We start from the raw sequence: 24,070 nt of genomic DNA on the forward strand, positions 1-24,070 counted from the left end.
CATCGCTAGATATAAAGCGAATTAATTAACGAGAGTAGAACTCAACGATTAATGATTCGTTAATTTCAGCTGGTAATTCAGAACGTTCAGGTAAACGAGTGAATGTACCTTCTAGGTTATCAGCATTGAAGTTTACGTACTCAGGTACGAAGTTTGTAGCTTCAATAGCTTCTTTAATAATGTCAAGATTACGAGATTTCTCACGAACAGAAATCGTTTGACCAGGTTTAACTTTATATGAAGGAATGTCTACTCGACCTCCATCAACTACAATATGACCATGGTTAACTAATTGACGTGCTTGACGACGAGTACGAGCTAATCCTAAGCGATATACTAAGTTATCAAGACGAGATTCTAAAAGAACCATAAAGTTTTCACCATGTTTACCAGTCATTTTACCAGCTGCATCAAACAAGTTACGGAATTGACGTTCGTTTACACCGTACATGTGACGAAGCTTTTGTTTTTCTTGTAACTGTAAACCATATTCAGAAAGTTTTTTACGTTGACCTGGGCCATGTTGACCTGGTGCATAAGGGCGTTTCTCTAATTCTTTTCCCGTTCCACTTAGTGAAATACCAAGACGACGAGATAATTTCCATGCTGGACCTGTATAACGAGCCATGATGACTCCTCCTTCAATGTTTTTATTTTGTATAAAATAAAAACAGACGTAATGTATTTCATTCAGCCCATTTTGTTTTTCATGTATCCTCGCTCTAGCAGCAGAGAGTTACACGATACACCTCCAATAGAGAGGAACAAACTGAGAACTCAATGTACATCACATAAGCTGCGATATTTTACACAACGAACATTATATGTTTTTTCTTCATGAAAGTCAAGGAGGTTATAATAAGATTGTACATATACAGATAATTATTGGGATAAAAGTACTGTCATGGGACAAATAGACTATAAAATTTAAAAAAATTAGGAAAAATTAATGATTTTAAGATATAATGTTGATTACACAGAATTATTTAAACTTTCCATAGATATGAACCAAACCTTAATAAACGGGTGATAAAATGGAACTAGTGGAAGAGCAAATATATACACGTATTAAAGCAGAATTGTTCGATCTGTTATTAATTGATGACAATCATAGTAATTATCATCATATACCATCGGAGTTAACCTACCTAATTAAAACTAATTTACAAGCTTTAGAAGTTAGTTTGTTTTTATATAACCACGAAATCGATCGTTTTTTTCTAGAAGCTTCAACAATGACAAGTGTTGTTGAGGAGTTAGATCAGTTCTTCATTTCATCTGAAAAAATCTTACCACAACTTCTCAATAAGATTATTATAAGACAGCCACTAGATGTACTTGATCAATTAGGAGATTCTTCTGTAACGATTCCTTTTTCTACTTTAATAGAAGAAAATGGTTTTTTATTAATAAAACAGAGTAATGTCGATGAGTATAGTAATCAATTTTTACAGAAAATAGGAAGAGAGTGCGAAAAATTTGTTAATCAAGTGAGGAAGTTCACAAATATCATTAATGAGGAAAAACGATATGAACAACTGAATCAAATAACAGCAAAGTTTCATTCCTCTATGTCAATCGACAGCGTTTTAGAGGAAATAATTGAGACACTAGAAGATATTTATCCATTATTTACACATCATTTACTTCTTTCACATGACAACAACAATCAGAATCACATGCAAATTAAAGATTTGAATTATGATGATAACCATATTCATGGGTTCGCAATGAAAGCATATGTCAATGGTGAAGTGTTTTTTGAACAATCTGTGAAGGAAAAACAATCGATCTTGTATGCTCCTCTTATGGGTAAGCAAGGTGTGTACGGAGTGTTACAAGTAACAGCACATGATAGTATCGTTTTTCCTAAACGTGAAGTAGATTTTATTATATTGCTTGCAAATACTGCAGGTAGCGCGATAGAGAATGCACAATTGTATCAACAATCGAAACGATTGATTGCTGATTTACAGCTAATAAATGCTACTTCACATACATTAAATTCTAACCTTCGTTTAAGAGAAATAATGGCATTTATGACAGACCAAATGATAAATTCGTTCAATGCACAAGAAGTGGGCTTTGTGTTAATTGACGATAACAACCAGCTCGCGGTATTACCAGGAAGTACAAGCTTTTTTGAAACTAAGGATTGTGAGGAGTATATCCATTTTATCCATAAGAAAATAAAAGGAGAAATGGATTCGATCTTTATAGGAGAGCTTCAAGCCGAACATGTAATGAATGCTATTTACCGATCTTTAATGTCAGTACCAATGGTACATAGTGAAGAATTAAAGGGGTTTGCACTTGTTTTACATAGACAACCACATCACTTTACTTTTGAATATTTTAAATTAATGCAGTCGTTAATTCACCATTCTACGTTGGCATTCTCTAATTCTATGTTAAGAGAAGAATTGGAAAAGCTGGTTATTACTGACCATCTAACGAAGCTTTATTCAAGGAAATATCTAGATGAAAAGATATTGTATTCTTTAAGTGAAGATCACCAAGGAACGCTATTACTTATTGATATCGACAATTTCAAAGAGGTCAATGACACATATGGTCATCAAGTAGGAGATGATATTCTTATTCAAGTGGCAGACATTATTAAAATGCATATACGAGAAAAAGACATAGGTGCCAGGTGGGGTGGAGAAGAATTTGCTATTTACCTCCCAACGGTAGATTGTAAAATTGGTAAGGAAGTTGCTAAACGTCTAATAAAAAAGATTGAAAACGGCACAAATCCTACAATTACGATTTCATGTGGGTTGTCTTATTGGGGAAATGATTATAAAAGCAGCTTAAACGATTTAATCTTTCATGCAGATAAAGCACTGTATAAAGCGAAAGGTTCAGGGAAAAATCAACTTGTCACTTATAATGTTGAGAAATGAAGAAAGTGCCTATACAGGTGCTCCGATGGATAATTATGTTTTCCGATCTATTGAAAAAAATAGACCCTTTTCGTCAACTTTGTTAATGAACATTTATTGGATTTCGTTGTTTTTAAGGTGTAAAGATAGACTAATTTAGTTGGATAAGAGGTAATCTTTTAGAAGGAAACAATAATTTATTCGAATACAGAAAGGAGAATAATCGGAGTTCCTTTTTTCATTACCAAAAGAAAACGCTTTCATTTTTGTCCGCTTTCTCATATGATATAGGAGGTTGCATTAATAACCTATACAATTAAGGGGGGGCATACGGAGATGAAAGATCATAAGTATCGAAATATTGAGACCTTAGTTATCCACGGTGGGTATGAATCAAATGAGCATTTAGGCAGTCTAACGCCTCCATTGTTTCAGTCTTCCACATTTACTTTTGAAACTGCACAACAAGGAGAGCGAAGATTTGCTGGGGAAGAAGATGGCTATATATACTCCAGATTAAGCAATCCAACAGTGAAAATTCTAGAAGAACGCATTGCTACTTTAGAACATGGAGAGGCAGGGTTAGCATTTGGTTCAGGAATGGCAGCAGTATCTGCAGTATTGTTAGCAATGACCAAATCAGGAGATCATATCGTTTGTTCGCAAGGACTATATGGTTGTACGTTTGGTTTATTGCAGCTTATTGACGAGAAATATGGAATTACACATGATTTCTCTTCTATGGAAACAGAGGATGAATTAAAAAAAGAAATTAGACCTAATACTGCTTGCATATATATTGAAACACCCATCAATCCCACTATGAAGCTGATTGATATAGAAATGGTTGTAAAGGTTGCGAAGGAATATAATATACCAGTAATCGTTGACAATACATTTAGTTCACCATATTTACAACAACCCCTTAAATTAGGTTGTGATGTGGTTGTTCATAGTGCAACAAAATATATTAGTGGACATGGAGATGTCATTGCTGGCTTAATAGTTGGAAGGCAAGACTTCATAGACACAGTGGCAAAAACAACACAAAAAGATATTGGGGGTGTAATATCTCCATTTGATGCTTGGTTATTATTACGTGGATTAAAAACATTACCTGTGAGAATGGATCGTCACTGTTCAAATGCGAAGCAAATTGCTCAACAGTTACAAGAACATCCAAAAATCGAACAAGTTTTTTATCCCGGAGATAGTTCTAGCAATCAGTTCAAGATTATGCAGAAGCAAATGAAAAAACCAGGGGGCTTAATTTCGTTCACTATAAAAGGAAATAAGGAAGAAGCACAATCTTTATTAAATAAACTTAAGTTAATTAAGATCGCTGTTAGTCTAGGTGATGCAGAAACTCTAATTCAACATCCCGCAACAATGACACACTCAGTTATTCCAGAGTCTGCACGGTTGAAAATGGGCATTCATGACAATTTATTAAGATTATCTTTAGGGTTGGAAGCTTGTGAAGATATATGGTCAGATTTAAGTCAGGCTTTGGATCAAATATAAGGACTCTTCTCATAAACTTTGCTGCAAATCAGCTATCGTTTTAAATGTGAAAAGATACCACAACATCAAGTGTTATGTGTGTTTATATTAGTGTGAAAAATAACAATCAATGCGGAAACAAACAATATGAAAGAGGAGTTTTTGACAGTAAGATGGGTGTCGGAAGTGAAGGACACCCATTTTACTATTGATATGAATCATTTAGTCCTAGATGGATTGTTACATAGCGAAGGATTCTTCTAATTTCTGAGCAAATTTTTCTAGGAATTTTTCGTCCTGTTCATCAAAGCGATTTTTAATTGGACTATCAATATCTAGCACTCCAATCACTTTGTTGTTTTTTACTAATGGTATAACTATTTCTGACTGTGTTACTGCATCACAGGCAATGTGCCCTGGGAATTGATGTACATCAGCAACTCTAATAGTTTTGTTTTGTTTTGCAGCTGTTCCACAGACTCCTTTACCGAAAGGAATTCTGACGCATGCAGGTAAGCCCTGAAACGGCCCCAAAACTAGTTCGTCATCTGGATGATCTGTTAAATAAAATCCTACCCAGTTAATATTATCCAAAAACTGATTTAACAAAGCTGCTGCATTAGCTAAATTGGCTATATCGTTCTTTTCTCCCTCTATAAGAGCATGTAGCTGCTTAATTACGAGTTCATAATTCTTCTCTTTATTTTCTTTATACTTCTTCACTTCAAACATATAAATCCCCCTATCAGAAATAAGTAATTTAAAATCATCGTGATTATTTATGGCTCTTTCGTAAACTTTGTTTGTACTTATACAAAATTACTAAAAGAAAGTATATGTGATTATCATCAATAGCGAATAGATGTCCCGAAACAATAGTTGTATACGTGTATATTTATTAGTACGAAAAAATATGTGAAAACAGCTTTATTAAAATCGACATATACCGTGTTAGTGGACACGATTCATCATTTATTTTGCTCCTTAAAGTGCTATGACTTACCAACATTTTTGCAGTGATACACACATTTTGAATAAGAAATGGACAGTTCATATTGAATGATCCTAGATTTAAGGTTTTACTAATCATATCAAAAAACGTTGATTTATGCATGACTTTGTCGATAGAAATAGGGAGGTTTCAATAAAGATCTAAAGAATGTATTATATTAAATATTTTCTTAGGGGTGATAACATATGACAACCACTATGAAAACAAAACAAAAAATTATTAATGCAGCCATTGAGTTATTAAATGTGAATGGCTATACAGGTACATCAGTTAGAGATATAGCTAATAGGGCGAAGGTAAATGTTGCAAATATTTCTTATTATTTTGTTAGTAAAGAAGGATTGTTAGAATACCTAGTATCAAATTTTTTTGAAGGTTATTTTTTAGTAATAGAAAATGTGTTTCGTTCATCAGAGAATACATCTGCAAAGGAAACATTGAAGCAATTTGTTCGCGAAACGTTAATTTATCAAAAGCAACATCATCTATTAACAAGATTTGTATGCAGAGAAATTACTCTTGAAACAACCTTGATTAGAGAAGTTATGACTACTTACTTAACGAAGGAAAAATACTATTTAATAGCATTATTTGAAAAAGGCATAAAAGATGGCGAGTTTAGGGATATTTCAATTCCTTACACGATTATTCAATTAAAAGGCTTTCTTAGTACACCTTATCTACAGACTCAATACATTTCTGAAGTTCTCCACATCATTCCTACTGAGGAGTATTTTTTAAACCAATATATGAAGCAAATTGAAGTTTGGTTAGAAGGTATGGTATACATGCCAACCACTGAAGAGCGATCATTAACAGCGATTTAAATACTAGTAGGACTGTTGAGATAATCCTTACAAATGATGTGAGAATAACCTTGCCCTAAATCCTTTACACTATGAGCATCAGACCCATATACTAGAGGAATTCCTTGCTTAATTGCTTCTAATATTATCCAATCCGAAGGGTATGGTTCCTTGCATAAAGGTTTATTTACCCCTGCCCCATTGTAATCAAGCTGCATTTTTTCCTTTTTCACGATGGATAGAAGCTCTACTATTTCGTCTGAGAAAGTCAATTGACATGGAAATTTTTTTTGGAATTTTTTCACGAGGGTGATATGTCCAATTCTTGTTGGTTTATATTCCCCTAAATCTGCGGTGACAGACTGATATACAGTCTCATAATATTGTTGGTATACCTTTTCTATTGAACCAATTGTTTGAATAATTGTATGGAACATTTCCGGACTATAATCTAAACAATGGTATGCTCCATCGTTTAGTAAAAAATGTACAGATAGAATAGAATCATCTAATACAGCACCGTATGTATTTAAAAATTCTTTCGTTTCTGATTCGAACCCTTGAATATAGTCAACTTCTAAACCAATATTAATTTTAATTTCACTTTTATACTTCTCTTTTAAGGTTGATATAGTTGCTATGTATTCTTCAAGCTGTGAAGGTTTCATAGCGCTATCTTGTTGTGGAGTAGGATCCTCAAATCCCACTGGTAAAGGTGCATGTTCAGTAAAAGATATTTCTGATAAGTTTAAACTTAGCGCTCTCATTATATATTGCTCAATCGAATGATCTGTACCATGTGGACAATAAGGTGTGTGGACGTGACCATCACTTTTCATAGCAATTCTCCTTTCGACAAATGTAAAACTTTTATGACCCAACTAGGGGATGATTATAGAGCTTAAACTTTTAATATTTTTTCTGAAAATAATAACGGGAAAAAATGCTAATTTTTATAAAAATTTTTAAATTATTGCTCAAAAAATGTCGTTTACATGTTATCATAAAAACATTGATATGTAGAGTGCTAGCTCATATTCACGAACAAAACTGAGTGATTATTTTGAACGATAGCATTCTTGCCTTATACCTTTATATCGTACGTCTATGTTCAAAGTGTCAACCATTTTGAACATCTTATTTACATAGTTGAATGGCTGAGAACGATAGCGCAAGGGAGCTAATTATGGATATATTATTATATGGAATAATTTCAATCATTCTTATTACAGTAATTTTTAGTATATACATGAGAAAAAAGATGTATAAAGAAATTGATCGATTAGATGCTATAAAAATAGAAATTATGAATCGTCCTGTTACTGATGAAATGTCCAAGGTGAAAGATCTACATATGACTGGACAAACAGAAGAGCTTTTTGAACGTTGGCGTAAAGAGTGGGATGAAATTATTACATTGCACTTGCCAAATGTAGAAGAATTATTGTTTGACGCAGAAGAATATACAGATAAATATAGATTTAGCAAATCAAAAGAAGTTTTACTGAAAATTGATCAATTGATAAAAGATGTAGAAGACAATATTGCTACAATCTTAAAAGAGCTGGAAGAATTGGTAGGCAGTGAAGAACAAAATAGATTAGACGTAGAAGAGTTTAGAAAGATTTATAAGAATATAAAAAAGGATTTATTAGGAAGGCGCCACTTGTATGGTAAGGCTGAAACAAATTTAGAAAGTCAATTAGATGAACTAGAAAAAGAATTTTTACATGTTGATGAAATTACTGCTAATGGAGATTATTTAGAAGCAAAAGAGGCTTTAATAAATTTAAGTAATAACCTTAAAGAAATGCAAAGTAAGATGGAACAATTACCTCAATTATTAACAGAATGTCAAGGGACGATACCTAACCAACTTGAAGAAATTCATAGTGGATACCTTGAGATGAGTGGACAAGGGTACAAATTAGATCATATACCAGTTGAGATTGAAGTTGAGCGAATACGAACACAACTTAGTAAGTATATAGATTTAATAGAAAAAACAGAAATACATGAGGTTTCAAAAGAGCTAGATGAAACTAAAGAAAATATTGAGACACTATATGATCTTTTAGAGAAAGAAGTATTGGCTCATCATTTTATCAATCACAATCAACATAACGTAAGTGAACTAATACGTTCTCTAAAAGAAGAGACGAATGAGACACGAGAAGAATCGTTATTTGTTCAACAATTATATCATCTAGATGAAGAAGAAATTGCAAAGTACCATAATATAGAAAATCAAATCGGTCAGCTCCAAAAACGATATACAGCAATTGTAAATAAAAAAGATGAAGAACAATTGGCCTATACTATTGTCCGAGAAGAACTTGAGAGTTGTTTAGAAGGAATCAATGATTTAAGAGAGCAACATGAACAATTTAAAGAGATGCTTCAAAATTTACGTAAAGATGAACTATTTGCAAGAGAAAAAACAAATGAGATGAAAAAGCAGCTCATGGAACTTAAAAGAAAAGTTCAAAAGAGTAATATTCCGGGTATTCCTGCTTCATACCAAGCTGTATTAAGTGAGACTAAAAATGCACTTGAACAGGTCTTTTTAAAACTTGAAGAAAAACCCCTAGATATGGTTGCTATTAATCAGTTGCTTGCAAAAGCAGTTGAGCAGGTAAATGCATCTTCCTCAATGACAGATGAAATGATTGAGCAAGCTTACTTAGTTGAAAAGGTAATACAGTATGGGAATCGGTATAGAAGTAAAAATAAGAAGCTTGCTGAGCAACTGAAAGAATCTGAAGTATCATTTAGAAGTTATGATTACTCATTATCACTTGAACAAGCTGCTACTGCTATTGAAGAAATAGAGCCAGGTGCTTTAAGTAGAATCGAGGAAATGTTAGAGAATAAATAAGTAATTTTATGTTACGTTGATTAATATGTTATTTTATATGCTCTTTTCGTAACCTTTGTTGCTATACTTCATAAAATATAAGCAGGGAAGATTTTATAGACTTTAGACAAGAAAAGATACCATATGTAGTACGATAAACGACAATCAATGTGAAAACGGCCATTTTAAAAAGATATACCTTTTAATTAAGGTATATCTTTTTAATTGTGATTTTATTATCGATTTTATGGGAATCTAATTGAAAATATGATATTATAGGTAGTTGCAAAATGACATTAATCGGGGGACTTATTGTGATATATTTAGATAATAGTGCTACAACAAATCCATATGAGGATGTCATTGATTCACTAGTTACTGTGTCTCGTAAATTTTATGGGAACCCTTCTTCATTACATAAGCTTGGTGGCGAAGCAGAGCGTCTCTTGACACACTCACGAGAAACAACAGCAAAGCTGTTAAATGTTAAACCTAATGAAATTACTTTTAATTCAGGTGGTACAGAGGGAAATAATCATGCAATAAAAGGTATAGCATTTGCTAACCGCAATCGAGGAAAGCATATCATTACAACGACAATAGAACATCCCTCTGTTACGGAAGCATGTAAGCAACTTGAGGAAATTGGATATGATGTTACTTATATACCTGTAAATTTAAATGGAATTGTACAAATAGATGATGTTAAAAAGGCAATCCGAGATGATACAATCCTTGTATCTATCATACATGTGAACAATGAGATTGGCTCAGTTCAGCCGATTGCGGAAATTGGGAAATTATTAAAATCTTATCCGAAAATTATATTTCATGTAGACCATGTACAAGGGGTAGGGAAAGTTCCGCTAGATTTAAAAAGAAATTTTATTGATTTATGTTCAATGTCTGGGCATAAATTTCATGGTTTAAAAGGTAACGGAATTCTTTATATTCGAGAAGGAGTTACTTTATCCCCATTACTTGCTGGAGGCTCGCAGGAGTACAATAATCGTTCAGGAACGGAAAATGTAGCTGGGATCGTGGCAATGACAAAAGCACTTCGCCTTACATTAGAAAATTATCAAATGAAAATTAAAGATCTGGTAAAAATAAAAGAGGCGTATATGGATGAGTTAAGTAAATTACCATTTATTACACTTAATACATCTACTAAAAGCTCGGCACCACATATTATTAATATGACAATACATGGAATAAAGCCTGAAGTGTTTGTCCACTCATTAGAAGAGGAGCAAATTTATTTGTCAACTACATCAGCATGTTCTTCAAAGAAAAGGGTGGCGAGTAAAACATTGTTAGCAATGGGGAAAAATGAGCGAGAAGCTGAAAGTGCAATTCGTATCAGTTTATCCTATAATAATTCCATACATGAAGTACCTACAGTTTTAACTGCTATTCGAAGATCAGCTGAAAAATTAAGGCTCTTGCGTAAAATTTAGTAGTTTATGGTTACTTAACGATAACAACTAGATCGGGTTTTCTCCGTCTTTTATCGTAATACAGAAATAACAATCAATAAATAGACTGACAACAGTCCAAATTAAAGATAGTAATGAGGTAATGACAACATGCAATATGAACATATATTAATTCGTTATGGAGAATTATCAACAAAAAAACGTAATAGAAATTATTTTGTAAATCGTCTAAAGAAAAATATAAAGGGCAAGTTAAGAGAATTTGAAAACATCGAGATTGAAAAACAGCGTGATAGAATGTATATCAAATTAAATAATGAACCTTACGAGAAAATTGTTGAAAAACTATCATCAATTTTTGGCATTCATTCATTTAGCCTAGCGATCAAAACCTTAAGTGATATAGAAAAAATTAAAGAAGGGGCTCTTGAGGCAATTAAGGAGTTAAACCCTGAAGGAAAAACATTTAAGGTAACTGCAAAAAGAGCGAATAAACAATTTCCTCTCAATTCGAATGAATTAAATTATGAAATTGGTAGTCATATTTTGCGAAATATTCAAAATTTAACGGTAAATGTACATGAGCCAGATATTAATTTACGTGTAGAAGTCCGCCATAATGCAACATATATCACCTTTAAAGATATAAGTGGTGCCGGAGGGTTCCCAGTGGGTACTAGTGGTAAAGCAATGCTCATGTTGTCAGGTGGAATTGATAGCCCAGTTGCTGGGTATTTAGCGATGAAACGAGGGCTAGAAGTAGAAGCAGTGCATTTCTATAGCCCGCCTTTTACGAGTGAACGGTCAAAACAAAAGGTCATTGATTTAGCTAAGAAGCTAACTGAATATACAGACTCAATTAAGCTTCATATAGTCCCATTTACAAATATTCAACAAGTTATTCAACAAAAAATACCTGATAATTATACGATGACTTCAACGAGGCGTTTAATGCTACAAATCACTGATCAATTGAGGCAAAAGAATGATGCCTTAGCAATTATTAATGGTGAAAGTCTTGGTCAAGTGGCATCTCAAACGCTCGAAAGTATGTATACGATTAATGAAGTTACATCAACGCCCATCATCAGACCATTAATAACGATGGATAAATTAGAAATTATAGATATATCAAAGCAAATTGACACTCATGATATATCAATACTACCTTATGAGGATTGTTGTACGATATTTACACCAACCTCACCTAAAACGAAACCAAAGCGTGATAAAATAAATCATTTTGAGAGTTTTGTCGACTTTGATTCATTAATTAGTGAGGCGGTTTCAGGCACTGAGACTATTGTTATAAGAAATGATAAAGAATTGACAAACGAGGAAAATATTGAGAATTTATTTTAATGAGCTGTAGATTCACTCAGTTGTTAACTTTTTCAAAATAGAACATAAAGGCTATAATGCCTTTATGTTCTAGGTTTTCTATATATTTCAGTAGAGAAGCCGTCTAGTTGCTATTGTATACAAATCCTTCAAGACACCTCTGTCCACGGTTTTTAGAGTTATCTACTTATGCCCCTTTGCAAATTTTGAACAATTACCAACATTTACGTGAATTATGCCTATTGTTTTAACACACTCTATTACCACAAGGAGGTGATAACACATGGCATACAACAGTTCAAATCAATTAGTAGTTCCTGGTGTACAGCAAGCTCTTGATCAAATGAAGTACGAAATCGCTTCTGAATTTGGAGTGAACCTAGGGCCTGACACTACTTCTCGTGCAAACGGTTCTGTCGGTGGAGAAATAACGAAGCGCCTTGTACAAATGGCTGAGCAACAAATAGGTGGAGGTTACCAACAACAATAAATAAATATTATGGCTACAAAGAGCGGGTTCATATCCCGCTCTTTTTTATTATTTAACGGTTAGAAGCTATAGCTTCTAACCCCTTGGCATTATTATGCAAGACATAGGCAACTGTATAGTGTCAGCTGATTATTAAATTACTATATTATTACAAAAAATTGCGATGATTTAGTATAATATGAAATATTAAGATAATATTTTGAATGGAGGAGTTGTTCATGAATCGACAAGATTTAATTGCGCCAGATATTTATAATTTATCTGAAGAAGTAGAACGCTTTTCAAGTGATAGTTCAAGAATTGCCTTAAAATACGAAAGTGATTTAGGTGTCAAACGAGAAATTACATATAGTAGCTTAATGATGGAAGCTAATAAAATAGGGAATGCATTATTGAGTGATGGGTTTCAGCAAGGTGATAAGGTGCTCGTGCTCATACCAAGAATGATTGAGGCATATAGTATATATTTAGGTGCAATTAAAGCGGGATTAGTTGTTATCCCATGTTCAGAAATGCTTCGAACTAAAGACTTACAGTATCGTATTCAACATGGAGAAGTGAAAGGTATCATATGCTACCATCCGTATGTCGAGCAATTTGAAGAAGTCAAAAATATTGAAACAATAACTAAGTATATCGTTGGAAAAGAAGATAAAGCTGGATGGAAAAATCTTTGGGAAAAATGTAAAGGTAGCAGTGATAAATTAGTGACTGCATCAACTAGACGAGATGATATTGTTTTTTTATCATATACATCAGGAACAACTGGAAACCCAAAAGGGGTCGTTCATACACATGGATGGGGATATGCTCATTTGAAAACAGCAGCATCGAGCTGGTTAAGCATTAGAGACAACGACACAGTTTGGGCAACTGCGGGTCCTGGGTGGCAGAAATGGATTTGGAGTCCTTTTCTTTCAATACTAGGAACTGGTGCTACTGGAATAGTTTATGATGGGAAATTTGAACCTAAAAAATATTTACAGCTGCTAAGTGATTATGAAGTAAATGTATTATGTTGTACCCCAACAGAATATCGTCTTATGGCGAAAGTAGATAATATTGGTGATTATAAACTTCCATCTTTACATAGTGCGGTCTCAGCTGGGGAACCTCTGAATCGTGAAGTGATTAAGACGTTTAATAAATATTTTCATGTTGACGTTCGGGACGGATACGGGCAAACAGAGAATACTTTATTAGTTGGGGTCATGAAAGGAATGAAAATTAAACCAGGTTCTATGGGAAAACCGACACCAGGTAATACAATTGAAATAATTAACGATTTGGGTGAGCCATGCGATATTGGAGAAGTTGGTGATATTGCAGTTCATGTTGAAACCCCAGCATTATTTAAACATTATTATAAAGATCCAGAAAGAACTGCTAAGCAATTTCGTGGAGAATACTATATCACAGGAGATAAGGCGAAGAAAGATAAAGATGGGTATTATTGGTTTGAAGGGAGGAGTGATGATATTATTATAAGTTCTGGTTACACCATTGGTCCGTTTGAAGTTGAAGATGCTTTAGTCAAACATCCGTCCGTAAAAGAATGTGCTGTAGTTGGCAGCCCAGATGAAGTTCGGGGGTTAATCGTTAAAGCATTTATTGTTCTACGTGAGGGGGTACCTCAACATCATGAAGAGCTGATTAAACAACTACAAGATCATGTCAAAGATCTAACAGCTCCTTACAAATATCCTCGGAAAATAGAATTTGTTGAAGACTTACCAAAAACAACATCAGGAAAAATTCGTCGTATAGAATTACGAAATCAAGAACTTCTCAAAGAGAAGTCTTTTAAACAAAAATAAAGGTCATATTTCTCTCCTTCGAATGTTTTGATAAAATAATGTCAAGAAGTAAATATAGATAGAGCAGTTCCAAGGTGTAAATCACAAGTCAATCGGAACTGCTCTACGATTGATATTGGGAGAGGTAAAAATGGGTACACTTTGGTTTGGCGGAACAATTTATACGATGTGTAACGAAAATGATAAAGCAGAAGCTGTATACGTGGAAGAAGGTATGATAAAAGATATCGGTTCCGAAGAGCATTTGCGGAAAGTATATGGTGAGACTATTTCTGAAAATGTTGACCTTCAAAATGCTGTTATGTTTCCAGGCTTTGTAGATAGTCATATACATCTAATAGGACTTGGAGAAAAGTTGTTAACAATGGATTTATCTTCTAAAACTACTTCAGATGATATAAAAACAACATTGCAAGAATATGTGAAATCATACAATAGTGGTGATTGGATCATTGCAGAAGGCTGGAATGAAAATAATCTTAAAGATAAAAAAATTTTCAATCGATATGAGCTAGATGAGATTTCACCGAACAATCCGATGGTTTTAAAACGCATTTGTCATCATGCAGCAATTGTTAACTCTAAAGCACTTCAATTAGCAGGAATAACAGCAGAATCAACAGACCCTAAAGGTGGGGTAATTGTTCGGAATGATAAAGGTGAACCAACAGGGTATTTGTTAGACAAGGCCGTTGATCTTGTGACGAAAGCCATCCCCGCAGTTACAACTGAGTACTTGAACAAGGCATTGGCAACATCGATTGATCATTGTTTTTCATTAGGTTTAGTTGGTGCCCATACGGAAGATTTGAATTATTATAATAGTTTTTCACAAACGTATGAAACATTTCTTCATGTAATAAATGGACAAAGCAAAAAATTCAGAGCAAATTTATTAGTTCATCACGAAGTAATTGATGACATGATTCAAAGGGAATTAAATGATAGTAGCAACGAAGAATTCATCAAGTTTGGTGCGATGAAAATTTTTGCTGATGGCGCATTAGGTGGTCGAACTGCTCTACTATCTGAACCATATCATGATCAATCAAGTACGGCAGGAATTGCTATTCATACTCAAGATGAATTAAAGGAACTCGTTAAAAAAGCAAGGGTGTATAATATGCCGGTGGCTATCCATGTTATTGGAGATTTGGCATTTGAATATGCAATTTCTGCTATTGAAGCATACCCACCACCTAAAGGAGAAAGGGATCGGTTGATTCACGCACAAATTCTGCGGAAAGAATTAATAGATAGAGCAAAGCACCTTTCAGTCATTTTAGATATACAGCCAACATTTGTAATGTCAGATTTCCCTTGGGTCATCGACAGGTTAGGTGAAGACAGGATGCAATATAGCTATGCTTGGCGAACTCTGATTGATGAAGGGTTTCATTGTGCTGGAGGGTCCGATGCACCGATAGAAAGTGCAAACCCTTTACTTGGAATTTATGCTGCTATCATGAGGAAGTCCCCTTCCGATAAACATGAAGGCTATTATCAAAATGAAAAATTAACACCGTTTGAGGCTGTTTGTCTATATACAAGAGGCAGTGCTTACGCAGTGAAGATGGAACAAACACATGGTAAAATAACTCCCGGTTTTGTAGCTGATTTTACAATATTAGATAGAGATATTTTACAAATTGATCCGGAAGATATTCCGTTAACAAATGTTGTGATGACCGTTGTTGATAATAATATTGTCTATAAAAGTGACACAGACTGAGAAGATAGGAATTGTTCAAAGATTAAAAGCCTGTTTAGAAATGAATCAAAACAGGCTTTTTTTACGATATTGTTATTTAAGGCATAGTCCTACTGTATGAATTAGGCAAAAAATCAGTTACAAAAATCTCCTTTTAACCTTCTCCCAAAAAGAATTGTCTCGTAATTTAACAGTTTTTATTTTTTTGTCACTGAGCTGAATTTCAATTTTATTTACATGGCGTATGCTAACCGCTTCATTATCCATACCGATAGTTGGAAAATCATTTCCATCTTGAACTACCTTAAGCGTAAGCTTACGTGCACCACTTAAAATAAACGATGAACCTAATGTTCTATAGCGGTTATTATTCAATGAGGCAATCTCACTTACTTGCATACATGGAAGTAGTGGGTCTACAACGGCTCCATTAACAGATTTATTATATGCCGTACTGCCTGTAGGTGTAGCGATAACCATGCCATCACCACGGAATGTTTCAAAATGAAGGTCATCTATATGTACATCAATGACAAACGTTTTAATAATGGTTGAACGAATTGAACATTCATTTAAACATTGGAAAGAGGTCATGTCATCTACAGATACATTAATCGTAGGATATTTTCTTACTTCCACTTCTTCATTTTTTAATGCTTCTATCATTTTATCGGTATCATCTATGTGGAAGTCACAATATAAACTAAGAGAGCCTGTGTTGGAAATTCCAGCGTACAAACAATCCTCCTGGAAACCAGTCTTTCGTACTGCTTGAAGGAATGTCCCATCTCCACCTATACTTACAATAATATTTGCATCTTTGTAGTCATTTACGATTTTAAATCCGTATTGTTCAGCTATTGTGTATAATGATTCTACTTGTTTGTCAAGGACTGGGTCACTTTTATAAAACAAAAAGATGTTACGGCGATTAAACATATATAGTACCTCCTACTAAGTATCAAGACAGAATATTGTTGCCAAGTATTCACTATTTTGCTAAAAAATCTGCTACAATTGATTATTGTGTATATAGTGTATCATTTTTATGAAACTAAATGTATGACAAAATAGGAAATGATACTGTGATTAAGAAGGAGTGAATGTTGATGAGTTTGAAAAGATGGGCGGCACTAGGAATAGCTGTATTACTTTTCGTCATTTCAGTTTTAGTTAATACAGTCAGTTCAATTGCTTTTTCTGGTTTTGGTGATATATCTGAGGAAATTTTTACAACAGACAAGGAATTTGATGAAAAAGTAATTGAAGAAGGGAAGAGCCCTTTATCAAAAATCCTTGTTTTAGAAGTAAATGGCGCGATTCAAGACACTACGAATGTAACATCAATCTTTGAATCAGTGGGGTATAATCATCGACGATTTTTAAGTATGATAGACAGTGCTAAAGAAGATAATGCGATCAAAGCGATTTTACTTCGTGTGAACTCACCTGGAGGAGGAGTTGTTGAAAGCGCTGAAATACATAAAAAATTAACAGAATACAGAGAAGAAACGGGTAAACCAGTCTATGTATCGATGGGAAGTATGGCAGCATCAGGTGGATATTATATTTCAGCATTAGCAGATAAAATCATTGCGAGTCCTGAAACTTTAACAGGCTCGTTAGGTGTTATCATGCAGGGGGTTAATTACGCTGGTTTAGCTGAGAAATATGGAGTAGAGTTTGTGACAATCAAAAGTGGTCAATTCAAAGACATAATGAGCCCTTCAAGAGAGATGACAGAAGAAGAGCGAAACATCCTGCAATCTATGCTTAATAATTCGTACGATGGCTTCGTTAAGGTGATATCGGAGGGAAGAAACATTCCAGAAGATACAGTACGAGAAATTGCGGATGGGCGCATTTATGACGGAAGGCAAGCAAAAGAGCTAAATCTCATTGATGAATTCGGATATTATGATGATGCTCTAGAAATATTAAAAGAAGATATGGACCTTAAAAATGCACAAGTAATTAAGTATGAAGAAAACTTAGGGTTGAATTGGTCGATATTTGAGATAACAGCAAATAGATTTTTGAATAAAGAAATTGAAATGGCTGGACTCATGAAAATGTTATCTCAACCAAATTCCCCAAGACCTATGTATTTATATGCTGAATAGGGGGGATTTATATGGAAACAAAGAATAATGGAACCGAAAACAAGGACAAGGAAATTATTCCTGAAGAAACGAAAACTGTTTTAGAAGGTCATAATGAAAATATAAATCATAATGGAACTGTTCATTCTCATCATCATGAACATGATAATGTTGGCATTTCTAATAAACGACAATCACTACATTATAACGCAGGATTTTGGATGAGATTTTGGTCATATTTATTTGATCTAGTTGTTATAGGAAGTATTAATCGCATCATTTTATATCCGCTGTTCCGTTTGCTTGATTTACCACTAAAGGACAGTGGGATGTTTGCAGCAATTTCAATTGCAACTGCTTGTACCTTTTACTTATATTTCGTATTAATGACAAAATACTTTCATAAAACACTTGGAAAAATGGTGTTTGGTCTACGGGTCATTAACATAAAAGGCGATCAGTTAACGTGGTCTACTATCCTGTTTAGAGAGTTTATTGGTAGGTTTATTTCAAAGTTTTTTATGATTGGCTATATTTTAGTAGCATTTTTACCGAAAAAACAAGGTTTACATGACATATTTGCTGATACAACCGTAGTTCATGAAAGAAAATAACATGCGAATTTTACATTTTAAAACCTATGAAGGCTAGTGTCTTCATAGGTTTATTTTATTTGGTGAAGGTGATAATAGGTTATTAGAAGGGAGGAGTATATGTTGGTAATGATAACTATCATAGCAAGCTCTGTTGTTGTCATCCTATGTTTGCTCTTCATGAAGGTTACTGTTCGTGTACTTCTTCTACATGAAAAGGACAATGATCAAATTGAGATTCAACTAAGAACTTTGTTTGGGATCATACGCTATACGTACAATGTTCCATTTATAAAAGTAGATAAGAAAGATGCTAATCTTGTCGTGGGACAAAACAAATCTTCAAACAATGTAGGGGAAGAACATACTGACAATAAAGATGTTGAACACATTTCAGTAGATGATGTTATTGAAGGGATCCAAAACGCAAAGGAGCTTATAGAACATATTGTTGGGTTTCACCAAATTATTAGAAATTTTTTAAGAAAAGTTCACGTAACGAAGTTTGAATGGCAAACTCAATTAGGTGCTCGTGATGCAGCTATGACAGGTCTGCTTGCTGGACTTGCATGGGGTGTAAAGGGAGGAGTTATTGGTTTGATTAGCAATAATATGAAACTTGATACAAATCCTTATATAGAGATAGCTCCTTCATATCAAAAACCTAGTTCTCATACAAAATTAAAGTGTATGTTATACTTTCGAATCGGGTATGCTATTTTAGGAGGAATAAGGTTATTGAAATTATGGAAAGGGGGACGGCCACATTTTAGGCATGGTCACCCTCCATTACATAAAAATAAAAAAATTAAAGAATCGATTTAAACTATAGGAGGTGTTAATATGTCTGATCATCCTATTCAAGGTTTAATGACCACTGCTATGGAGAATTTAAAAGAGATGATTGACGTAAATACGATAATTGGAGATCCTGTTGAAACACCTGACGGTAGTGTGATCTTAACTGTTTCAAAAGTAGGGTTTGGGTTTGCAGCAGGAGGAAGTGAATTTTATATCGAAGAACGGAGTAGTCAACAACAAGGTCAACAAGGGCAAAATTCTAAGAAACATCCCTTTGGCGGTGGAAGTGGAGGAGGAGTTTCGATTACACCTATTGCTTTTTTAATTGTTAATCCTTCAGGAGTAAAGCTGTTGCACCTTGATGAAAATACACATTTGTATGAAAGAATATTAGAATTAGCTCCACAGGCAGTTGATAAAATACAAAAAATGTTTTCGAAAAATGATCAAAATGGTGAACGGGAGATAAAAGGAAGTAAACCTAAAGATCACCAAGATATGCCAAAGCAAGATTTTGATATATGAGCTAAAGTATAAAATAATTTGGACTTGGTTGTTATTTTTGCAACAGCAAATCAGGTTTCATCCGATTGTTATCGTGTTATTAATAAAAAGATATCACAAAACAATGATTGTATACTTGTTTATATCTTAGAAAAATATGCTGAAAAACATTGACATAGTTGTTATGGGAAGACGGGTAGATAAAGTACAACTTAACTTGTCCCTTATCTATCCGTTAATGCACGATCCGATAGGAATAATTTAGTATTATTGCAGACGCTGAGATGTAAGCTGTGAGCATTCATAAACACCATTTTCTTAACCTCATTATCCGTCCTTTATTAATCATCAATAAGTCAGCTTCGTTAATTTTTACTACAGAATTTACCCACCACCTGTAATAGTATATTCCAATTACGTACTTTATTATTGATCAGGAAAGTTGCATGAAAACCATAGGCTATTTTCGCATTGATTGTTGTTTCTCGCACTAAGACTTAAACATATACTCAACTAGAGTTTTTCGTGGCATCTTCTCTTTTCTAAAGCAGCGAAGAAAGGTGCCTAGAGAGTGACCAACTCATTAGTATTAACACTTAAGCCAGGTTTTTTCTTTGCAATCTATAATAAGAAAAGTTATGATTATCACTATACATACTAAAAATATTAGCTTGTTTAAAGGTTTAGGAGAAAAATAGTTGTTCAAGAAACTTGAACACACACTAATAAGGGGGAATTAATATGGCAAATATCACGTTTAAAGGTAATCCAGTTACGTTACTAGGTAATGAGGTTAAGGTTGGTGACAAGGCTCCGGATTATACGGTTTTAGCAAATGATTTGTCGCCTGTGACGTTAGCTAATTCTAGTGGTTCTGTTCGCTTAATCAGTGTTGTCCCTTCAGTAGATACAGGGGTTTGTGATGCGCAAACTAGACGTTTTAATGAAGAGGTAGCTAGCCTAGATAATGTACAAGTGTTAACGGTAAGTGTAGACTTACCTTTTGCTCAAAAGCGTTGGTGTGGAGCAAGTGGTATCGATAACGTCGTTACTTTATCTGACCATCGTGACCTTTCATTTGGTGAAGCTTACGGGGCTGTGATTAAAGAACTTCGTCTATTAGCACGTGCGGTATTCGTCATTGATAGCAATGATAATATCACTTACGTAGAGTATGTATCAGAAGGTACAAACCATCCAAATTACGAAGCAGCAATCGAAGCAGTAAAGGCCGCAAAGTAACAAGCAAAGCGAAGCCGACTTGAATTGCCTCGATAAGCGTTGGAGCCTACACCTGAAGCCGCTTTATGTCTTCAAGTGAATAGGTGAAATGGCTCGAGAGGTAAGGGGGCGTAGCAGGACAGTGAGAAAAGCGAAGCAGATTTTTGAATTGCCCCGACAGGTACTAAGGAACGATAATACGCTGCATATGCTAAAAGACCTCGATGTTGAGGTCTTTTTCCTTCTTTTTTGATCGGAATAAATTAATATAATTAATTTCTGTATAGGAGAATATTAAATTGCAATTAGTATACATTTACATTTAGGAGGTTTTTATTTTGTCAACCAATATCGAACAAATCTTTTCAGTAATAGACAGTACAGCTAATCTATTGCAAGAGGACTTAGCATGCTCATATTTAGAAGCAGTGGCAGAAACAGGAGAAAATATATTTCAAGAAACAATTTTACAGGAAGAACTTAGTGAACTTTCAAAGAAAAGATTAAATAAAGAGTACGATAAGCTCATTGTACAAAAATATTCAAATGAGGAAATCAGAAAAGCATACCAGCTTGCAGCTTTAAAAGGGATGAGGGAATCGACACAGCCAAATCATCAAATGACACCAGATTCAGTTGGGGTTTTTGTAAGTTATCTTGTTTCTAAGTTCATGAGAAACTATGAATCCTTCAAAGTTGTTGACCCTGCTGTAGGAACAGGAAATTTACTTACGACTGTTCTAAATCATGCTTCTGATAAACAAATAACGAGTTTTGGTGTAGATGTGGACGATTTATTAATTAAGCTTGCCTATGTAAATGCTAACCTTCAGCAGCACCCAATTCAATTTTTTAATCAAGATAGTTTAGAGCCATTATTAATTGATCCTGTTGATCTTGTTGTATGTGATTTACCAATTGGATACTATCCAAACGATGTTGTGGCCGATGGGTATGAATTGAAGTCACCGGAAGGGCATTCATATGCACATCATTTATTTATTGAACAATGCATGAACTACACGAAAGAGGGAGGGTATTTATTCTTCCTTATACCTAATAACCTTTTTGAAAGTGAGCTAGCACCATCGTTACATAAGTATGTAAAAGAAACGAGTATAATCCAAGGGTTATTACAGTTGCCTTTATCTTTATTTCAACATGAGAAGCATGCAAAAAGTATTTTTATTTTACAGAAAAAGGGGCCAGAAGTGAAGGTGCCAAAGCAGGCACTGTTAGTTGACCTCCCTAGTTTTTCCAATAAAGAGGCAACGCAAGGAATTATTCAAAGAATTGATAGTTGGATTAAAGTAGAAAAATAATAAAGTAAAATCAGAAAATAAAGAAATTATGACGAAAACGGTACCATTTTTACATTAATATTGCATTGTAATAAAGTGAGTGGTTAAATGATAGAGGCGGATATGAAATTGTGTCGATTTTTAAAGGAGCTGTGAAATAACATGTCTAAAGTTATTGCTATAAATGCAGGTAGTTCTTCTCTTAAATTTCAATTATTTGAAATGCCGAGTGAAGAGGTTGTTACAAAGGGGATTGTAGAACGAATTGGATTTGACGATGCAATTTTTAATATAACAGTTAATGGTGAGAAACAAACAGAAGTTAGCCCTATCGCTGATCATTCAGTTGCGGTTAAGATGCTTCTAGATAAACTGACATCATTAAACATTATTCAATCATTAGATGAGATTGAGGGCATCGGACATCGTGTCGTTCACGGTGGTGAAAAATTCAATGACTCTGTATTAATTACTGACGATGTAATTAAGGATATTGATGAGTTATCAGAATTAGCACCATTGCATAATCCAGCAAACCTTACTGGTGTAAAAGCATTTAAGGAAGTACTACCTAATGTACCGTCTATCGCTGTGTTTGATACCGCATTTCATCAAACAATGCCGGATCAATCATTTCTATATAGTTTGCCATATCATTATTATAGTGAATATGGAATTCGTAAATATGGATTCCATGGTACCTCACATAAATATGTTTCAGAACGTGCAGCAGAACTCTTAGGACGTCCGTTGGAACAGCTACGTCTTATATCATGTCATTTAGGTAATGGTGCAAGTATAGCTGCAATCGAAGGTGGTAAATCAATTGATACCTCAATGGGCTTCACTCCTCTCGCAGGTGTGGCTATGGGTACACGTTCAGGTGATATTGATCCTGCGTTGATACCGTTTATTATGGAGAAGACGGGGAAAACTGCCGATGAAGTGCTAGATGTATTAAATAAACGGAGTGGAATGCTTGGTGTATCTGGTTTCTCAAGTGATTTACGTGATATTGAGCAAGAAGCTGAACAAGGAAATGAGCGCGCTGAATTAGCTTTACAAGTATTTGCAGATAGAATTCATAAGTATATTGGCTCATATGCATCTAAAATGTATGGTGTAGACGCAATTATATTCACTGCAGGTATTGGTGAAAATAGTGACGTTATACGTACTCGTGTGTTAAAAGGACTTGAGTTTATGGGAGTATACTGGGATCCGTCACTTAATAAAGTTCGTGGTAAAGAAGCGTTTATTAATTATCCGCACTCACCTGTTAAGGTTATTGTCATCCCTACAGATGAAGAAGTTATGATTGCTCGTGATGTTGTGAAAATTGCCTTACACTAATTAAGTTATCATTTAATAAATGAGAAGTCTTGTTTTGCGTTATTTGCTGAACAAGACTCTTTTTGTATTTGTTAATTGGTAGGAAAGTATAAAATTACTTCTTAGTTTCATTCACTGTATGATGTTTATCTATGTATAAGCTCCAGCACCTATCACGTCACCTTTTCACCTGAAGGCAAAAAGCGCCTTCAGGTGAAATGCCTCCAGTGCTTGTCGGGGATGATCAATGCGCATGCGCTTTTCTTGTTGTCTAGCTTCAGGCGCCATCCGAGGTCATAAGTCAATCCGTCAAGAAGGTTAAAAAGCAACCTTCCAGCCGTCTTGTCTTATG

Annotated in this window: 20 protein-coding genes; 16 read left to right on the forward strand and 4 right to left on the reverse strand. The window is 34.3% G+C overall.

Features of this window, described 5'->3' with window-relative positions; all coding sequences use genetic code 11:
• Positions 1-25: 25 nt before the first annotated feature.
• Positions 26-628 carry a 30S ribosomal protein S4 gene (gene rpsD, locus SLH52_RS20275; protein WP_320211050.1) on the reverse strand — a complete coding sequence of 201 codons (603 nt, stop codon included), beginning with the start codon at positions 626-628 and terminating at the stop codon, positions 26-28.
• A 406-nt stretch (positions 629-1,034) separates the two neighbouring features.
• Between rpsD and SLH52_RS20280 the strand changes: the two genes are divergently transcribed.
• A complete protein-coding gene (locus tag SLH52_RS20280) occupies positions 1,035-2,909 on the forward strand; it encodes a diguanylate cyclase domain-containing protein (protein ID WP_320211051.1) in 1,875 nt (624 codons plus the stop codon).
• 315 nt (positions 2,910-3,224) lie between these two features.
• The gene (megL, locus tag SLH52_RS20285) at positions 3,225-4,412 is read left to right on the forward strand and encodes a methionine gamma-lyase (protein ID WP_320211052.1); all 1,188 of its coding nucleotides are present in this window, start codon (positions 3,225-3,227) and stop codon (positions 4,410-4,412) included.
• A gap of 219 nt (positions 4,413-4,631) precedes the next feature.
• Here megL and SLH52_RS20290 read toward each other — a convergent pair whose 3' ends face one another.
• Positions 4,632-5,123, reverse strand: a complete 492-nt coding sequence (locus SLH52_RS20290; protein WP_320211053.1) for a GAF domain-containing protein — start codon at positions 5,121-5,123, stop codon at positions 4,632-4,634.
• 465 nt (positions 5,124-5,588) lie between these two features.
• Between SLH52_RS20290 and refZ the strand changes: the two genes are divergently transcribed.
• Positions 5,589-6,230 carry a forespore capture DNA-binding protein RefZ gene (gene refZ, locus SLH52_RS20295; RefSeq protein WP_320211054.1) on the forward strand — a complete coding sequence of 214 codons (642 nt, stop codon included), beginning with the start codon at positions 5,589-5,591 and terminating at the stop codon, positions 6,228-6,230.
• On the opposite strand, the gene hisJ is transcribed toward refZ, so the two are convergent.
• Complete coding sequence (hisJ, locus tag SLH52_RS20300; protein WP_320211055.1) at positions 6,227-7,048, reverse strand: histidinol-phosphatase HisJ; 822 nt, start codon at positions 7,046-7,048, stop codon at positions 6,227-6,229. The genes refZ and hisJ overlap by 4 nt on opposite strands.
• Before the next feature lie 347 nt (positions 7,049-7,395).
• Here hisJ and ezrA point away from each other — a divergent pair, with 347 nt between their 5' ends.
• The 6 genes from ezrA (at position 7,396) to SLH52_RS20330 (ending at position 15,885) form a co-directional block, all read left to right on the forward strand.
• Positions 7,396-9,087: a septation ring formation regulator EzrA gene (ezrA, locus tag SLH52_RS20305; protein WP_320211056.1), complete on the forward strand. Its 1,692-nt coding sequence runs from the start codon at positions 7,396-7,398 to the stop codon at positions 9,085-9,087.
• A gap of 293 nt (positions 9,088-9,380) precedes the next feature.
• Positions 9,381-10,526: a cysteine desulfurase family protein gene (locus SLH52_RS20310; RefSeq protein ID WP_320211070.1), complete on the forward strand. Its 1,146-nt coding sequence runs from the start codon at positions 9,381-9,383 to the stop codon at positions 10,524-10,526.
• Between the two features lie 129 nt (positions 10,527-10,655).
• Positions 10,656-11,867 carry a tRNA uracil 4-sulfurtransferase ThiI gene (gene thiI, locus SLH52_RS20315; protein ID WP_320211057.1) on the forward strand — a complete coding sequence of 404 codons (1,212 nt, stop codon included), beginning with the start codon at positions 10,656-10,658 and terminating at the stop codon, positions 11,865-11,867.
• Between the two features lie 262 nt (positions 11,868-12,129).
• Complete coding sequence (locus SLH52_RS20320) at positions 12,130-12,336, forward strand: alpha/beta-type small acid-soluble spore protein (RefSeq protein ID WP_214481638.1); 207 nt, start codon at positions 12,130-12,132, stop codon at positions 12,334-12,336.
• A gap of 218 nt (positions 12,337-12,554) precedes the next feature.
• Positions 12,555-14,153: an acyl-CoA synthetase MbcS gene (gene mbcS / locus SLH52_RS20325; RefSeq protein WP_320211058.1), complete on the forward strand. Its 1,599-nt coding sequence runs from the start codon at positions 12,555-12,557 to the stop codon at positions 14,151-14,153.
• 130 nt (positions 14,154-14,283) lie between these two features.
• Positions 14,284-15,885, forward strand: a complete 1,602-nt coding sequence (locus tag SLH52_RS20330) for an amidohydrolase (RefSeq protein WP_320211059.1) — start codon at positions 14,284-14,286, stop codon at positions 15,883-15,885.
• Between the two features lie 117 nt (positions 15,886-16,002).
• Here SLH52_RS20330 and SLH52_RS20335 read toward each other — a convergent pair whose 3' ends face one another.
• Positions 16,003-16,803, reverse strand: coding sequence for an NAD kinase (locus SLH52_RS20335; protein WP_214481635.1), 801 nt, complete (start codon positions 16,801-16,803; stop codon positions 16,003-16,005).
• Between the two features lie 170 nt (positions 16,804-16,973).
• On the opposite strand from SLH52_RS20335, the gene sppA reads away from it, so the two are divergent.
• The 7 genes from sppA to SLH52_RS20370 all read left to right on the forward strand — a co-directional run bounded on the left by sppA (position 16,974) and on the right by SLH52_RS20370 (position 23,739).
• Positions 16,974-17,987, forward strand: coding sequence for a signal peptide peptidase SppA (sppA, locus tag SLH52_RS20340; RefSeq protein WP_320211060.1), 1,014 nt, complete (start codon positions 16,974-16,976; stop codon positions 17,985-17,987).
• An 11-nt stretch (positions 17,988-17,998) separates the two neighbouring features.
• The gene (locus SLH52_RS20345) at positions 17,999-18,580 is read left to right on the forward strand and encodes an RDD family protein (RefSeq protein WP_320211061.1); all 582 of its coding nucleotides are present in this window, start codon (positions 17,999-18,001) and stop codon (positions 18,578-18,580) included.
• Positions 18,581-18,679: 99 nt separating this feature from the next.
• The gene (locus SLH52_RS20350) at positions 18,680-19,384 is read left to right on the forward strand and encodes a DUF2953 domain-containing protein (protein WP_320211062.1); all 705 of its coding nucleotides are present in this window, start codon (positions 18,680-18,682) and stop codon (positions 19,382-19,384) included.
• An 18-nt stretch (positions 19,385-19,402) separates the two neighbouring features.
• A complete protein-coding gene (gene ytfJ, locus SLH52_RS20355; RefSeq protein ID WP_320211063.1) occupies positions 19,403-19,885 on the forward strand; it encodes a GerW family sporulation protein in 483 nt (160 codons plus the stop codon).
• Between the two features lie 720 nt (positions 19,886-20,605).
• Positions 20,606-21,106 (forward strand): thiol peroxidase, encoded by a 501-nt coding sequence (tpx, locus tag SLH52_RS20360; RefSeq protein WP_320211064.1) that lies wholly within the window; start codon positions 20,606-20,608, stop codon positions 21,104-21,106.
• A 317-nt stretch (positions 21,107-21,423) separates the two neighbouring features.
• Positions 21,424-22,407 (forward strand): class I SAM-dependent methyltransferase, encoded by a 984-nt coding sequence (locus SLH52_RS20365; protein ID WP_320211065.1) that lies wholly within the window; start codon positions 21,424-21,426, stop codon positions 22,405-22,407.
• Positions 22,408-22,548: 141 nt separating this feature from the next.
• Positions 22,549-23,739 (forward strand): acetate kinase, encoded by a 1,191-nt coding sequence (locus SLH52_RS20370; protein ID WP_320211066.1) that lies wholly within the window; start codon positions 22,549-22,551, stop codon positions 23,737-23,739.
• The last annotated feature ends 331 nt before the right edge of the window (positions 23,740-24,070 follow it).

The sequence above is a fragment of the Cytobacillus sp. IB215665 genome, from assembly GCF_033963835.1.
Classification (GTDB): domain Bacteria; phylum Bacillota; class Bacilli; order Bacillales; family SM2101; genus Nanhaiella.